Below are 15,782 nucleotides of genomic sequence, written 5' to 3'. Positions count from 1 at the left end.
CCTCGGAGTAGGGGAATGTCGGTTGGGCTTCATCCGGCCACCGGGGTCGCCTCGACCCCGGCCTGGGCCAGCACCTCGCCGAGCAGGCGCAGACTCGCCCAGCCCGCGTCGAGGGGCAGCCCGCCGATCAGTGGATTCATCAGGATTTCGGTTCGCCCGCAGGCGATCTGGTCGCGCAATTGTTCGGGGGTCAGGATCTCCAAGTAGCCGTGTGCACGTACCGCATCGACCGAGCCGGTGTCGGTGTCGGTGTCGTGCGGACGGGGCACCCCGTCGCGCTTCCAGGAGGCGTATTCGCGGATCTCGGTGAGAATGTGGGGCGCGTAGCGCTGCCAGGCGGCGTCCGGATCATGGTGCAGCAGTGTGAGTTTGCTGCCCGGCTCCGGCTTGTGCACGAATCCGGCGGTGCCGCAGCGCTGTAGCTCGGCGTAGTACAGCTCTTCGACTTCCGGCATGGCCATCGGCAGCGACAACGGCAGCCCGAACTTGGCAGCCCGCCGCGCCGCAGCCGCACTCATTCCGGCGATGAGCAGCTGTGGATGCGGCGCGGTAAACGGCCTGGGCGTCACCCGGAGCCGCTGTTCGCCCCGCCCGACCGTCTCGCCCCGCCACGCCGCGAACATGATCTCCAGCGCCTCGTCCATCAGCCGCCCCCGCCGCCGAAAATCCCGCCCCAACGCCGCGTATTCCTCAGGCCGATACCCGATTCCGGCAACCACGGTGAGCCGCCCACCACACAAATTGTCGAGCACCGCCAGATCCTCGGCCAACCGCACCGGCTCGTACAACGGCACCAACAGCGCCCCGATACTGACCCGCATCCGAGCCGTACAAGCCCCCACCGCCGCCGCCATCAACAACGGCGCAGGCAGCCACCCCGTCCCCGACCCATGGTGCTCCTCGCAGTTGACCACGGAGAACCCACACCCATCGGCATAGGCGGCCATATCCAACGCCGCCCGATACCTCTCCCCATGCCCGCCCCCGAAATCATCGACATTGGTCATATTGAGCCGAAGCGCCGCCACCACGTTCATCCCGCCAATATCGAATGCCGCAGCGCCACTGAGCAATAACCCGCGATACCCCAACGATTGACACGACCGGCCCAGCGCCACCACCGAGAGGACCCACCCGACGCGCGGTACCACCGCCAGGTGTACCGCCGCGCCGGAGGCACCATAACGATCTCAGAGAACACGGCGGTTGGGAGCCTTCGAATTGCTGCACGTTTCGGTGGACCCGATTGCTCTCGCAGGACGTCCGCTACTGCAGAGGTGAGGGCGAGCGTTCAGCAGTGATGTCCAGGTGCGCGAACCGAGTATCAGCGGCGTGCTCGGCAGAAGAACTGTGCGCCTACGCATTTGCTGCGTAACCCGGACTGTCGGAGGGTGCTGGCATCGTGATCCCATGGCGACATGGCTGGACTTCAGCAGTGAGGCACCGGAATTGGCGGCGCAGGTGAGGCAGCGGTTCGAGGCTCACAAGACCCACGTGCTGGCAACCCTGCGTCGAGACGGCGCCCCTCGGGTCAGTGGATCGGAGGTGGAGTTCATCGGTCCGGATCTCCTGTTCGGCTCCATGCCCGCCGCCGTGAAAGCGGCCGACCTACGACGCGATGGACGGTGTGCGATCCACGCCCACCCCGGCGAAGGCGACGCCAAAGTAATGGGTGTCGCAATCGAACTCACCGGACCGGCGAAAGCGGCCCTCGAATCTCCACCGGATGTCCACAACTTCCGTCTCGACCTCACCGACGCAGTTCTGACCTCCGTCGATCCGGCGGCCGAGCTGCTGGTAATCCAGCACTGGCGTCCGGGCAAGGGCGTGCTGGTCACCCGGCGTCGCTGACGTCAACCCACACGGCAGGCAAACCTCCTGATGAACACACGTTGCCGAGTAATCCGGACACTTCGACCAAACACACTGCATTGCCGATGAGAGGTTATTTCGTTCACAGGCTCCGGGCGTTGCATTCGTGACGCGGTTCAGTAGTAACGGTCAGTGACCGCAGGCGGGCGGTATCAGTGTTCGGGGCCTGCGTGGGTCGGTAGCGTGGCCGTGGCGAGGGTGCGTAGGTCGTCGAAGGCTTGGGTGAGATGTGCGCCCAAATCCTGCGTGGGGTCGTCGATCCAGGCTTGGACCGCATGCCGATAGGTGGCCCAGCCGGTTCGGGCGGCCAGGTCGGCCAACCCGTCGCCGACACCGCGCTGTCGCAACGCCTCCGCGACGGCGTCCGTGAGCCACGCGTGTTTGGCCAGATCGCGTTCGCGCAGCGCCGGGGTCGCCGCGATGACTTTCCGCCGTGGTTCGGAGAACGGGCGGTTGTTCTCCAGGTTCCGTGCGGATTCACCGAAGGCGCACAGCAGTGTCTCGAACGGCTCGAGTCCCTCGGGCGCTTCGGCAATGGTCTGCATCAGCGCGGCGCGTAGGTCGGCTTCGCCGTCGAAGAGCACCTCACGTTTGTCGGGGAAGTGCCGGAAGAAGGTGCGTTCGTTGACCCCGGCCCGGGCGGTGATCTCCGCGATCGTGGTCTGGTCGAACCCTTGTTCCTGATACAGGTCCAGGGCCGCCTGTTGAAGGCGGCGACGTGCGTCTGCTCCGCTCCGTGGCATGTGGCGAGGCTACCGCAATATGTCAGTGACTGGCGTCACATTGCGCCAGTTACTGGCGTTACGCGTAGAGTCAGTGACTGGCGCTACTTAGCGCCAGTCCATGGCGTAAAGGGGAGTGTCCATGCACGTCTTCGTTACCGGTGGTTCTGGCCAGACCGGCCCCGCCGTCGTCGCCGAGCTTGTCGCGGCCGGTCACACCGTCACCGGCCTGGCCCGCTCGGCTGCTGCCGCCGCGCGGCTGGAATCGCTGGGTGCCACACCTCATCACGGGTCCCTCGACGACCTCGACAGCCTGCGCCGCGGTGCGCGAGCCGCCGACGGTGTCCTGCACATGGCCCACGGTGGCGACTACGCCGATCCGGACGAGCGCATCCGCCGCGACTGCGCCGCGATCGAGGCGCTCGGTCAGCCGCTGGTCGGATCCGGTAAACCGTTCGTCAGCACCTCGGGCACATTGGTAACCAGGGCCGGGCGGGTCAGCACCGAACAGGACGCGCCGGATCCCGATTCGATTGCCGCTTTTCGCATTCCAGGCGAGCAGGCATGTCTGGGCTTCGCCGATCGAGGGGTCCGATCCAGCGTCGTGCGACTCGCACCGACCGTGCACGGCCCCGGCGACTACGGGTTCATTCCCGCTCTCATCGCAGCCGCGCGCAGAGCGGGCATCTCGGCCTACATCGGTGACGGCGCCAATCGTTGGCCAGCAGTCCACCGCGCCGACGCCGCGGTCCTGTTCCGGTTGGCGTTGGAGAAGGCTCCCGCCGGGAGCGTGCTGCACGGTGCCGGCGAAAGCGCTGTCACGATCAAGACCATCGCGGAGCAGATCGCCCAGATGCTCACCATTCCCACCGCTTCACTGACCCTCGAACAGGCCGCCGCACATCTCGGAAACCCGTTCCTGGCCAGATTCTTCTCCCTCGACGTGCCCGTCTCCAGCGAACACACCCAGGCGCTCCTGAAGTGGGAACCGAAGCACGCAACGCTATTGCAGGACCTCGGGACCGGCGACTACTTCACTCCACAGGCCAGCATCCGCGCCGAGCAGATCTGGTTACCGCACCACGGCCCACACGAGCACAGCCAGAGCTGACGAGCCGCACGAGCTTCGAACTCCATGGGTGATCCCATGGCACGCTCGCACTATGGACGACCCGATCGCATTCGATCACGAGCGGATGATGGCTAGTTGAGGTTGGTGTCCATCCAGGCTGGTCGGCCCCGGCATCAACCAATGGTCACGGCGCGAATGACGGCGGACGAATGCCGCCCTCACCCGCTCGAGACACGACCTGGGCGCGAATGCCTACTCGCTGGCTCAGGCTACGGACATTGCTGCGCATACAGGTCGGTGGCTGCTTCAGCGGCTCTCGGAGCATGTCGCGGGCGAACCCGTAGTACCGGATCGTGGCGAGGTGCTCAACCGCCTGACGGAATTGCGTCGATTCCGGTCCCGTGCTCGGAACCCGTTGCGGTCCTGGTGTTCTGGTCCGTCGAGTCAGCGTCGGTTCGCGGTGAGGCGGTCGGCGAGGATGGTGGCGCGGGCCAGTTGGACCTTGCGGGCTTGGCCGGAGGCGAAGGACATGAGGCCGAAGGGGGTGCGGAGGCGGAGTTCGTCGTCGACGCGGGTGCCTTCGGGGGTGGGGGTGAGGTCGAAGCGGTAGGCCATGTGGACGCCGCCGGGGCTGTTGACCTCGCCCCAGACGGAACTGGCGGGGGTGCCCTGCAGCGAGACTCGAATGCGGTTGTCGTACTTCAGCGACAGCAGGCGGAAGCGTTCGACTGCCACGTACGAGCCGTCCTGCACGTCCTCGACCGCCACCACCAGCGGGGACAGGCCGATGTAGTTCTCCGGCCGGGTCAGGTGGTCGTACGCCGCTTGTGCGGGGGCGGTGATGGTGAACGTGTTGCGGAGGATCTTTTCGGGCATTGCCGAACTCTAGCGGCAGCCCGGATCGTCCAGCAGACCGAGTTGGGCTGCGCGGACACCGATCTGGAAGCGGGAGTGCACACCCAGCCGGGTCATCAGGTCGGCGACATGGCGGCGGTAGGTGCGTAGCGAGAGGCCGAGACGGCGGGCGGCGGTCTCGTCGATCAGGCCGAGGTTGAGGGTGTTGAGGATGGCGCGGTCGGTGTCGTCGATGGCCACGGATTCCGGCGGTCCGGCGAGTCCGTGTCCGGATTGCCAGCTCAGCAGGGCGAATTGGTGCAGGGCGCTCAGCAAGGCAGGTTCGCGGACCAGGTAGGCGTATGGATTGCGCGCGCCCGCGCCGCTCCAGAGCACCGCGACGGTCCGATCGATGATGAGCGCGTTGTGGAACTCGTTGTCGGTCACGCGGATCTGTGCGCCCCGCGCGGAATGTCGCAGCAGCGGTTGCCGATCCCGGGTCTCGAGGTAATCGGGGGAGTAGAGCAGCCGCACCTGTGTGCCCGCAGTCAGCAGATCGTCGACCACCACCTGCCCGAGCCGCAGATGATCGCTGGAGGGTGCGGGATTGGATACCGCCACCACCGCCTCACGGCGGGCACGACGCAGTAGCCGGTGAACATCCCGGTCCCACTGGCCTTCCTGGCTGAACCGGACGATCCCGGTGGCCGGGCTGCCGGTGCGGTTCTGCTCCATCACTTCCCCCATCGTGACATCGCACCGGAGCCGCACGCGGGATTGGCAGGTTGCTGCCATGCGGGCGGATCTGGGCTTGCCGATTCGTAGGTTCGGCTCATGCACATCAGTTTTAGCGAAGACCAGGATCGATTGCGTCAGCAACTGCGGGAGTATTTCGCCGGGCTTGTCACGGCGGAGGTTCGGGACGGGCTGCGTGCGGGGCCCGGTGGGGAGCATGGGGACGGGAGTGTTTACAAGGAAGTGGTCCGGCAGCTGGGGCGGGACGGCCGACTGGTGCTGGGGTGGCCGGAAGAGCATGGTGGGCAGGGTCGTTCGATGCTCGATCAGCTGATCTTTCTGGACGAGGCTGCGGCGGCGGGGGTGCCGCTGCCGTATCTCACGGTCAATACCGTGGGGCCGACCATCATGCGGTACGGGAGTGAGGCGCAGAAGGAGTACTTTCTGCCCCGGATCGCGCGTGGGGAGCTGCATTTCGCGATCGGCTACTCCGAGCCGAGTGCCGGGACCGACCTCGCCTCGCTGCGCACCCGTGCGGTTCGCGACGGCGACGAGTACGTCATCAACGGCGAGAAGATGTGGACCAGCCTCATCGAATACGCCGATTACATCTGGCTGGCCGCCCGCACCGATCCCACGGCGGGCAAGCATGCCGGACTGTCTATCTTCATCGTCCCGACCTCCACTCCGGGATTCTCGTGGACAAAGGTGCACACCATGGCCGGGGTCGGCACCAGCGCCACCTACTACTCCGATGTCCGGGTGCCCGCCACCAGCCTGGTGGGCGGCGAGAACCAGGGCTGGTCGCTGATCACCAACCAGCTCAATCACGAACGCATCGCGCTCGCTTCGGCTGCGCCCCTTCAAGAATCGCTGCGGCAGGTGACCGCGTGGGCCCGCGGCACCGTGCTGCCCGACGGCACCCGGGTGATGGACGCCGAATGGGTGCGCCTGCATCTGGCACGCGTCCACGCGCACGCCGAATACCTGAAGCTGCGCAACTGGCGCGCCGCGTGGGCCGCCGACCGCGGCGAACTCGGTCCCGCGGACGCCTCGGCCACCAAGGTCTTCGGCACCGAGTTCGCCACCGAGGGGTATCGGCTGCTCATGGAAGTGCTGGGCGCCGAGGCGGTATTGCGCGCCGATGCTCCGGGAGTGCTGTTGCAGGGCCGCATCGAACGCCTGCACCGCGCCGCGCTGATCCTCACCTTCGGGGGCGGTGTCAACGAGGTGCAGCGCGACATCATTGCCAAGACCACGCTGGGCCTGCCGGTCACCCGCTGAATACAGGAGTAGCACAATGGATTTCGAATACACCGAGGCGCAGCGGGAACTCGCGGGTCTGGCGCGTGAACTGCTCGGGGACTGGGCGCAGCGCAATCCCCGGCCCACGGACACCGGGTTCGATCCCGAACTGTGGAAAGCCATGGCGGGCACCGGATTACTGGAGGCCGCGCTCCCCGAACGCGTGCACGGCGGTGGCTACGGCTTGCTCGAACAGTGCGCCGTTCTGACCGAGATCGGCGCGGCCCTCGCCCCCGCACCGTATTCCACCAGCATCGCCATCGGCGCGGCCACCCTCGCCGAATTCGGTGATGACAGCCAACTCGAGCGCTGGGCAGCGCCGCTGGTACGCGGCGAAACAACGTTGGCTCCCGTCCTGTCCCGCGATTACGTGGCCTTCGAGGCCGAGCGCGACGATCAGGGCTGGCGGGTCGACGGCACGCAGTCGGCCGTCGCCGCAGCGGCTTTCGCCGACAGTTATCTCCTGGAAGCCCATACTGGCGCGAATTCGATACTGCTCCTGCTGAATCGGGACACCGAGGGCGTCACCGTCGCCGCACAGCACACCGTCGACGGCACCGACGCCGCCCTGCTCGAACTGCGCAACGTCTCGGTCCCTGCCGAGAACGCGCTCACCGCGCCCGGTGCACCGGCCTTCGCGGCCCGGCGCGCCACCCTCGCCACCTGCGCCCACCAACTCGGCGTCCTCACCAGGGCCCTGGACATGACCTGCGAATACGCCCGCACCAGAAAGCAATTCGACAAACCCATCGGCTCTTTCCAGGCCGTCCGGCAGCGCTTGGCCGACGCCTACATCGACGTCGAAGCCGTCCGTCTCACGCTCTGGCAGGCGGCCTGGCGCGAATCCCACGGTCTACCGGCGGAGTCGGAGATCGCGGTCGCGAAATTCTGGGCCGCGCAGGCGGGCCACCGGGTCGCCCACACCGCCGTGCACATCCACGCCAGCACCGGCATCTACCTCGACTATCCGATGCAGCGCTACTTCACCGCCGCCAAACGCGGCGAATTCGAATCGGGAACGGCCACCACTCAACTGCGCCGCCTGGGCGGCTCGCTGGACAGGGCCGCATCGTGAAGCCGGATACACCGCCGCCCACCCTGGCGACGGCTTCCGGACCTGCATGAACCGTGTGCACACCCCTCGTACGCAAACGCTTCATGACCTCATCACGTGTGCGCCCCGGAGGTTGCAGCCCCGGGGCACCCACGTGGAGGGACATTCCCACGGCCCGATAAATATCGAATAAACGTTCTCTATGAGGTAGCCGGGCCCGGCGCGAACAGGGTCGCGAGGGTGGGCGCGGGCAGTCCGGCCCGCCGGAAGATCTCGGCGGCGTCGGCGTGTTCGCGGGCCGCCGCCTCGCTGTCGCCGCGGGCCTCGCGAGCGGTCGCGCGCAGCGACAGGGCACGGGCCCGGTCGAGGGGATCGGCGGCCTTGCTGAGCAGTCGCAGCGCCTGGGTCGCCTCGTCCTCTGCGGCCGCGTGGTCCTCGGCCCGCAGATGGATCTGGGCCAGCCGGGTGCGCGCCCAGCCCTCCCACAGCCGCACCCCGTTGCGGTGGGTCATCGCCACCGCGTCCTCGGCCAGCGACAGCGCGAGGTCATGCTCCCCGAGCATCGAACGGGTGGCCGCCAATTCGTGCGTGGCCCACCCCAGCGCGACCGCGTTCGAGGACTCCCGGGCCAGCGTGATGGCGCGCTCGGCCACCGCGACCGCCTCCGCGTACTGACCGGACTCGCACAGCGTGCGGGTGGCCAGCGCCAGAATCCACGCCTCCAGCGACCGATCGTCCAGCGACCGGGTCCAGGCGATCGCATTGGCGTAATGCCGATGCGAGTCCTTGGTATTGCCGACGCGCCGATCCGCCACCCCGAGCAGAATCTCCGCCAGTACCTGCAACCGGCGCTCGGCGTCGTCCGCGGGCTGCGAGATCGGTTGCAGGAACTGCAGACTCGCCTCCACCTCGCCGAGCCCGATCTGCATCATCGCGCCCAGCGCCACCCGGATGCGCCGGGCACTGGCGTGATCCTCGATACGAATCGCGGTGTCCAGCAACGCTTCCAAGCCGTCGGCCAGCTCGCGGGCGCGACTGCCGGTGTCCATCAACTCCGACATCACCCAGGCCAGATCGGCGGCCAGCGCCACCGCCCGCCCGCCGATGCGCGCCGCCTGCCGGTGCAGGGCGATGATCACCGGCCGCTCGACATCGTTCCAGGACTGCCCCTCCGCGCCGTCGGCGAAGCTGTGCCCGGCCGCCTTGGTGGGCACCAGCAGCAGCGTGGTGTTGCTGTAATCCAGTGCGCCGAGCAGGTTTTTGGTGCTGGCCAGGTAGTAGTCCAGCAGCCGGACCACGATCTCGGATTCCTTCTCGCTGGCGTCGCGGCCCTCGGTGCTGCCCGCCAGCCGCGCCGCGAACAACCGCAGCAGGTCATGGAAGCGGTAGCGGCCCGGCGCGGGCGTCTCCAGCAGGCTCAGATCCACCAGCGCTTCGCACAGCAGTTCCGCCTGGGGTACCGGCACACCCAGCAGTGCGGCCGCGCCGTCCACCGGGAAGTCCGGCACGTCGGCGCGGGCCAGGGTGCGAAACGCCCTGGCCTGCTCGGGATTCAACTGCCCGTAGCCGAGGCGGAAGGCCGTCTCCAGGGTGAGGTCGCCGGTCTGCAGCACCTCGATGCGCTTACTCTCGTCGGCCAGCCGCTCCACCAGCGAGGCGATGGTCCACTGCGGCCGGACCGCCAGCCGCGCACCCACGATGCGCACCGCCAGCGGCAGGTAGGCGCACTGCTCGAGCAGTGCGTAGGCTGCATCCTGTTCTCCCACAACCCGTTCCGTGCCCAGGATGCGGGTCAGCAGCGTCATGGCCTCCTCGCGCTCGAGCACGTCGAGGCGGGTGCGGCGCACCGCGGGCAGTTCGGTGAGCGCGGAACGGCTGGTGATCAGTACCGCGGTGCCGGGCGTGCCCGGCAGCAGTTGCGACACCTGGGCGCTGTCGCGGGCGTTGTCGAGCACCACCAGAATCCGCTTGTCGCTCAACATGGTTCGCAGCTGCGCGGCCCGATCGTCCACGGCGGGCGGGATATCGCCCTCGGCCACCCCGAGCCCGCGCAGGAATCCGCCCAGCGCGTCACCCGGCGGCACCGGTTCGGGGTCCACGCCGCGCAGGTTCACATACAGCTGCCCGTCGGGGAAGCGGTCGCGCAGCCGGTGGGCGACGTGCAGCGCGAGGGTGGTCTTGCCGACCCCGCCCATCCCGCCGACCGCGGAGATGGCCACCGCCGGTCCGCCGCCGGTGAGCTGGGCCGCGAGCTCGTCGGCCACCTTCGAACGACCGGTGAAATCGGCGATGTCGGGCGGCAATTGGGCCGGGGTGGCCACGGTGCGGGCCGGGCGTAGCACCGGCGTCACGTCGGCGCGCAGGATGCGGGCGTGCACCTCGCTGAGTTCGGGGCCGGGTTCCACGCCGACACCGTCCACCAATGCGCGGCGGGCGCGGCCGTACTCCTCGAGCGCTTCGGCTTGGCGGCCGGAGTGATACAGCGCGGTCATCAGCAACGCGCGGAAGCGTTCCCGCAGCGGATGCTCGTCGATGAGGGAGCCGAGTTCGGCGACCGCCTCACCGCTGCGGCCGGTATCGATATCGAGGGCCAGCCGGTCCTCGAGGATGGACAGCCGCCATTCCTCGAGCCGGGCGCGCTGCCGCTCGGCGTAAGGGCCGGGCAGTCCGCTCAGGGCCGCGCCACGCCAGCGGGCCAACGCCGACTCCAGAGTGTCGCGGGCCTTGACCGGCGAGTCGGCGCGCAGTCGTTCGGCCTCGGCGACCTGCTCGGCGACCTCGTCGATATCGGTGCGGCCCTGCGGCAATCGCAGCGCGTAGCCGTCTCCGATCGAGATCAGCAGCGTCGAGGGCCCGCGATTGACACGGTCGGGCTCGAGTTCGCGGCGCAGCTTGGCGACATGGGTGCGCAAGGCGGGCACCGCGCGCAGCACCGGGTCCTCGCCCCAGATGCCTTCCACGAGTTCGGCGGCGGTGACCGCCTTGCCGTCGCGCAGCAGCAGCGCCGCGAGCACGGCGCGCCGCTGTGGCGGACCCAGGTCCAGAGGCGTGTCCCCACGCCAGGCGCGGACCTCGCCCAGTACGGCAAACCTCAACACCGCAACACTCAAGAAAACCGACCTCCCCGTTCGGGAGTGTAGAGGGACGAAGTTCGCGACGATTCGCCGACTATCCTGCACCGATTCGCGTCCACCATCGTGGAACATCGGCCCGGATGTCCGGGACCGTCAATCCGCCGGTGCCGGAACGCAGCTCACCGGCGCGTCGCGATGCCGGCCGTTGGTGCACCGTTGGTCGTCGCCAAGCGGCCGGTCCGAAGCTGGTCGCAGGCATCGCAGGGAGTCGATGCCCCGACCATCCTGGAGGCATCCCATGCGGGCGAAATCGGCCGCCGTTCTGGCACTCTGCGCCGTGTCCTTCGGGTTGGCGGCCTGCGATCCGCAGTCGACGCCCGCCACGATCACGCCCACCGCTCCGGTCACCGTCACCCCGACCACCGGCGCGCAGCCGACCGGGGCGCAGGACTCCGGACGGTTCGTGATCATCAGCCAGGGTGAACTGAAGGACACCAAGGGGTCGCTGAGCTACGACATCGACGTTCCGGGAATCGGCGTCGAGGGCAAGGGCGTGAACTTCGAGGCGGCCCGGGCCTTCAACAGCTGCATGAACCTGCGCGCGAACGCCTTCTTCACCCAGTACGCCCAAGCGAAGACGATCACCGACCCGAGCAAGTACTCCAAGGTCGAGCACATCGGCAAGCATGTGCTCAGCGGACTGATGTGGGTCAGCGTCTACAGCGGTGGCGCACACCCGGAGATCGTCCAATCCACCTGCGTCATCAATGCCGACACCTCGGCCCAGCTGGGTCTGGGGGATGTGTTCACCGACGAGACCAAGGGCTTGCAACTGCTCTCCGCGGAGGCTGCCAAGCTGCTGCCTGCGACCCGCGCCGGTGACGGCTACAACAAGCGGGGCAGCGCGGCCACCGCCGAGAACTACCGGTCCTTGACCGCGACACCCCAAGGCATGCATGTGTATTTCGACCAGGGGCAGGTGGGCACCGAGGTCGCCGGCGCCATCGACATCACCGTGCCGTGGTCGGCGCTGCAGGCACAGCTGAAGCCGGGCCTGTTCGACGTGCTGTCGAGTTGATCCCGAGGCGGTACCGAGTTGATAAGGCGCAGGCCCGCATCCGCGCCGTACCCTGAGGCCGTGGCGACCATCGGTGACACGTCGCGCCCAGGGGGCATCGGAACGGCGGGTGCGGCGCGACCCGCGATCGCCCTGGCCACGGTGACGGCGGTCCTGTTCGTCACCTTCCTCGACACCACGGTCGTCAGCGTCGCCTTGGCCGACATCCGCTCCGACTTCAGCACCGACGTGACCCTGCTGCAGTGGGTCGTCAACGCCTACACACTGGTGTTCGCGTCGCTCATGCTGGCCGCCGGATCGATCGGCGACCGCTGGGGACGCAAGCGGGTGATGATCGCCGGGCTGGCGATCTTTTGTGCGGGATCGGTGATTTCGGCGCTGGCCGACGGCGTGCCCGCCCTCATCGCCGGGCGCGCGATCATGGGTATCGGCGCGGCGGCGTCCGAGCCGGGCACGCTCTCGGTGCTGCGGCAGGTGTTTCCGGACGCGAAGCAGCGCGCCAAGGCGCTGGGCGTGTGGTCGGCGGTGTCGGGTCTGGCGCTGGCCGCGGGGCCGGTGCTGGGCGGGGTGCTGGTCGACGCGTACGGGTGGCGGTCGATCTTCTGGCTGAACGTGGTGATCGGGGTCGTGGTGTTCGCGGCCGCGCTGCCGTACGTGCCCGAGAGCGCCGATCCACAACCGGGGGCGATGGATTGGGCCGGTTCGCTGCTCGGTGCCCTCGCGCTGGCCACGGTGATCTATGCGGCGATCCGGGGCGAGAACCACGGTTACGGCTCGCCGTCGGTGGTGGCGCTGTTCATCGTCGGGGGACTGGCCTGCCTCGGGTTCCTGGCGGTCGAGTCGCGAGTTCGCAATCCCGTCTTCGATTTCCGGTATCTGCGGCTGCCGCCGGTGCGTGCCGCGCTGGGGGTGGCGTTCGCCGTCTACTTCGGGGTGTTCTCGATCTTCTTCTTCACCGCGCTGTATCTGCAGGTGATGATCCACTATTCGGCGTTGCGCACGGCCGGGGTTTTCGCGCCGATGGCGGCGGCGATCGTGGTGGGATCGCTGGTCGCCGGGTATTGGGTGGCCCGTACCGATGCGCGGACACCGATGATCGTCGGGTGTGTGGTGAGTGCGGTGGGCATTCTGCTCACTCGTCATTCCCTGGACGGCACCATCGGATTCGGGGAGCTGTCGGCCACGCTGGCGGTCGCCGGGCTCGGGTTCGGTATTGCCGTGGTGCCGTTGACTTCTGCCGTGCTGAGCGGGGTGCCCGCCGAGCATTCCGGTATGGCGGCCGCGGCCACCAACACCATGCGACAGGTTGGCGCGGCGGTCGGGGTCGCGGTGCTCGGGTCACTGGTGAACGGGTTTCTCACCGCGGATCTCAAGACGAAGCTCACTGAGCTGGGCTTGCCTCCCGAGTTGCAGCCGACCGCCATCGACGCGGTCGAGCGCGGTCGGATCCCGTCGGGCATCGACCTGGGGACCATGCTCAAGTACGCCTCCAAGGTGCCCGAGGCGCTCGCGACCGGGACCGTGGCCTTCCATCACGGACTCGATGTGGCGCTACAGGTTTCGGCGTTCATGATCCTGGCCGCGGCAGTGCTGTCGGCATTGACTTTGAGCGATCCGGGCGACTCCGGTCAGTGGTGGCGGGAATTACCCCCGGCCATGGGCGCTTTCGTGATGGCGACCGGAATCCTTTCCGTGGGACTGCATCTCACCGGTTTCGAACCGTTGTCCCGGGCGGCGCTCGCGCTGGCGGCCGTGGTGTGGCTCGCGTTGGCCACCGACTTCGTGTCCCGGCTGCTGTGGACGCACACCCGCTGGGAGGGCGAGGCCGACACCCCACCGGCGCTGACGGCGGTCGCGGCCACCACCGTGCTCGGCACCCGAATCGCCTTGCTCGGTTGGCATTTCGTGGCCACCGCGCTGCTGGTGATCGCGGCGATCCTGTGGCCGGTGCTGGTCACCCTGGTCATTGCGCACTGGAAGAGGCGCATGCCCGGCGCGGTGTTCCTGGTCTGCGTGGCCACCGAGGGACTGGCGGTCCTGGGGGCCACGCTGGCGCGCGCCGGGGTGGGGGAGTGGCTCATGACCGCGGCCCTGGTGTGCTTCGTGCTCGGAATCCTGTTGTACGCGTTGGCATTCACGCATTTCGACCTCACCCAGATCTGGCGGGGAGCCGGTGATCAGTGGGTCATGACCGGGGCGCTGGCCATTTCCGCGCTGGCCGGGTCGAAACTCGTCGGCTGGCACTGGTGGGCCGGCTCGCTGGATTCGATCCTGCGGATCATGTCCCTGGCGCTGGTCGGCGTCAACCTCGCGTTCTATGTGATTCTCGTGGTGGCCGAGGTGGTTCGCTTCCGGCCGGGCTACAACGTGCGCCGCTGGGCGACCGTGTTCCCGCTCGGCATGACCGCCGTCGCGGTGCTGTCGACCGGTGCCGCACTGGATCTCGGGTGGGCGCGGGTGCTGGGCCGGGTGCTGCTCGCGGTGGCAGGAGTGGTGTGGCTGCTCATCTCGGCGGAACTGCTGCACGCTTGGACGCGGGGTGGGCGCGCCCCCGATGCGGTGGCACCTACCGGGAAATAGCCGTGGCACCGGCCGAAAAATAGGTGGCGCGAAGCGGGTTCGGCCCGGCACCATCACTGGCATGTTCGCGCAGCCCATCGCTTCCTACCCCGCAGTCGCGGGTGCGATGGTTGCTGCCCTCACCGGTGCAGCCGCAGCCCTGGCTGCCGCATTCGACGGCGCACGAAGCTGACCTTCTCCGGGACGTCCCGGACCTCAGACGGGGAAGGTCGGCTCGCTGCTGAGGTCCCTCGACATCTGTACTCCCGGTTGGAGATTCATCATGGCCAAGCAGGCCTACATCCGCACCAAGCCGCACGTCAACATCGGCACCATGGGTCACGTCGACCACGGCAAGACCACCCTCACCGCCGCCATCACCAAGGTGCTGGCCGAGCGCGGCGGGCTGGCCTTCGTCCCGTTCGACCGCATCGACCGGGCGCCGGAGGAGATCGAGCGCGGCATCACCATCAATATCGCACACGTCGAATACGAAACGGCCACACGGCATTACGCGCATGTGGACATGCCCGGCCACGCCGACTTCGTGAAGAACATGATCACCGGCGCGGCGCAGCTCGACGGGGCGATCCTGGTGGTGTCCGCCGACGACGGCGTCATGCCGCAGACCAGTGAGCACGTGCTGCTGGCCAAGCAGGTGGGCGTCGAGCACATCGTGGTCGCGCTCAACAAGGCCGACGTCGCCGACGGCGAACTGCTGGAGCTGATCGAGCTCGAGGTGCGAGAGCTGCTGTCCGCCAACGGATACGACGGCGACGGCGCTCCCGTCATCCCGGTCTCCGGGCTGCGCGCGCTGCAGGGCGACGAGCACTGGGCCGGGCAGCTGCTGCGGCTGCTCGACGCCGTCGACGAGTACGTGCCGATGCCGGTGCGCTACACCGACGCGCCGTTCCTGATGCCGGTGGAGAACGTGCTCACCATTACCGGACGCGGCACCGTCGTGACCGGTGCGGTGGAGCGCGGGCGGATCACGGCCGGGGATCGGGTATCGGTGCTCGGCTTCGGCGGCATGTTCGATGCGGTCGTCACCAGCCTCGAAACCTTCGGCCGGACAATGGAATCGGCGGAGGCCGGGGACAATGTGGCGCTGCTGCTGCGCGGGGTGCAGCGCGGTCAGGTGGCGCGCGGTCAGGTGGTCGCGGCGGTGGGCAGCATCGCGGTGCACACGGGTTTCACGGCGCGCGTGCGGCTGCTGAGCGCGGCCGAGGGCGGGCGGCGCACGCCCATCGCCAGCGGGTACCGGCCGCAGTTCTTCCTGCGCACCGGGGACGTGTCCGGTCATGTCGTGCTCCCGGCGGAGCGGGCGTTTCCTGGTGACACCGTCGAATTGGCGGTGACGCTGGACCGTGCGGTGCCGTTGGAGCCGGGACTGGGCTTCGCGGTGCGTGAGGGCAACCTGACGGTCGCCGCGGGGACGGTGCTGAGCGTCGACTAGGTCGCGCTGACCCGTCGGGTG

The 15,782-nt window shown here is 68.2% G+C and carries 12 protein-coding genes; 7 read left to right on the top strand and 5 right to left on the bottom strand.

Translation table 11 applies throughout. The features are described 5' to 3' along the window. Positions 1-29 precede the first annotated feature (29 nt). Entirely contained in the window at positions 30-1,037 is a 1,008-nt protein-coding gene (locus ACYVN4_RS21835; protein ID WP_460723803.1) for an LLM class flavin-dependent oxidoreductase, read from the bottom strand. Positions 1,038-1,410: 373 nt separating this feature from the next. Here ACYVN4_RS21835 and ACYVN4_RS21830 point away from each other — a divergent pair, with 373 nt between their 5' ends. Continuing rightward, complete coding sequence (locus ACYVN4_RS21830) at positions 1,411-1,851, top strand: pyridoxamine 5'-phosphate oxidase family protein (RefSeq protein WP_460723802.1); 441 nt, start codon at positions 1,411-1,413, stop codon at positions 1,849-1,851. 173 nt (positions 1,852-2,024) lie between these two features. On the opposite strand, the gene ACYVN4_RS21825 is transcribed toward ACYVN4_RS21830, so the two are convergent. Then, positions 2,025-2,615, bottom strand: a complete 591-nt coding sequence (locus tag ACYVN4_RS21825) for a TetR family transcriptional regulator (RefSeq protein WP_460723801.1) — start codon at positions 2,613-2,615, stop codon at positions 2,025-2,027. Positions 2,616-2,736: 121 nt separating this feature from the next. Between ACYVN4_RS21825 and ACYVN4_RS21820 the strand changes: the two genes are divergently transcribed. Then, a complete protein-coding gene (locus ACYVN4_RS21820; protein ID WP_460723800.1) occupies positions 2,737-3,705 on the top strand; it encodes an SDR family oxidoreductase in 969 nt (322 codons plus the stop codon). Positions 3,706-4,110: 405 nt separating this feature from the next. Here ACYVN4_RS21820 and ACYVN4_RS21815 read toward each other — a convergent pair whose 3' ends face one another. Both ACYVN4_RS21815 and ACYVN4_RS21810 read right to left on the bottom strand, forming a co-directional pair. Further along, positions 4,111-4,542, bottom strand: a complete 432-nt coding sequence (locus tag ACYVN4_RS21815) for an SRPBCC family protein (RefSeq protein WP_460723799.1) — start codon at positions 4,540-4,542, stop codon at positions 4,111-4,113. 9 nt (positions 4,543-4,551) lie between these two features. Further along, positions 4,552-5,238: a hypothetical protein gene (locus ACYVN4_RS21810; protein ID WP_460723798.1), complete on the bottom strand. Its 687-nt coding sequence runs from the start codon at positions 5,236-5,238 to the stop codon at positions 4,552-4,554. Positions 5,239-5,334: 96 nt separating this feature from the next. On the opposite strand from ACYVN4_RS21810, the gene ACYVN4_RS21805 reads away from it, so the two are divergent. After that, on the top strand, positions 5,335-6,519 hold the full coding sequence (locus tag ACYVN4_RS21805; RefSeq protein WP_460723797.1) for an acyl-CoA dehydrogenase family protein: 1,185 nt from the start codon (positions 5,335-5,337) through the stop codon (positions 6,517-6,519). A gap of 16 nt (positions 6,520-6,535) precedes the next feature. Then, on the top strand, positions 6,536-7,615 hold the full coding sequence (locus ACYVN4_RS21800; RefSeq protein ID WP_460723796.1) for an acyl-CoA dehydrogenase family protein: 1,080 nt from the start codon (positions 6,536-6,538) through the stop codon (positions 7,613-7,615). Between the two features lie 179 nt (positions 7,616-7,794). Here the strand turns inward: ACYVN4_RS21800 and ACYVN4_RS21795 are convergent, their stop codons facing one another. After that, complete coding sequence (locus ACYVN4_RS21795) at positions 7,795-10,692, bottom strand: AfsR/SARP family transcriptional regulator (RefSeq protein ID WP_460723795.1); 2,898 nt, start codon at positions 10,690-10,692, stop codon at positions 7,795-7,797. 274 nt (positions 10,693-10,966) lie between these two features. On the opposite strand from ACYVN4_RS21795, the gene ACYVN4_RS21790 reads away from it, so the two are divergent. The 3 genes from ACYVN4_RS21790 (at position 10,967) to tuf (ending at position 15,761) form a co-directional block, all read left to right on the top strand. Continuing rightward, positions 10,967-11,746: an RsiV family protein gene (locus ACYVN4_RS21790; RefSeq protein WP_460723794.1), complete on the top strand. Its 780-nt coding sequence runs from the start codon at positions 10,967-10,969 to the stop codon at positions 11,744-11,746. Between the two features lie 60 nt (positions 11,747-11,806). Further along, positions 11,807-14,326: an MFS transporter gene (locus ACYVN4_RS21785; protein WP_460723793.1), complete on the top strand. Its 2,520-nt coding sequence runs from the start codon at positions 11,807-11,809 to the stop codon at positions 14,324-14,326. A 262-nt stretch (positions 14,327-14,588) separates the two neighbouring features. Then, the gene (tuf, locus tag ACYVN4_RS21780; RefSeq protein WP_460723792.1) at positions 14,589-15,761 is read left to right on the top strand and encodes an elongation factor Tu; all 1,173 of its coding nucleotides are present in this window, start codon (positions 14,589-14,591) and stop codon (positions 15,759-15,761) included. Positions 15,762-15,782: the final 21 nt, after the last annotated feature.

The sequence above is a fragment of the Nocardia heshunensis genome, from assembly GCF_054782115.1.
Note: the sequence above shows the minus strand (reverse complement) of the source record. Positions and strands in the feature narration are given on the sequence as shown.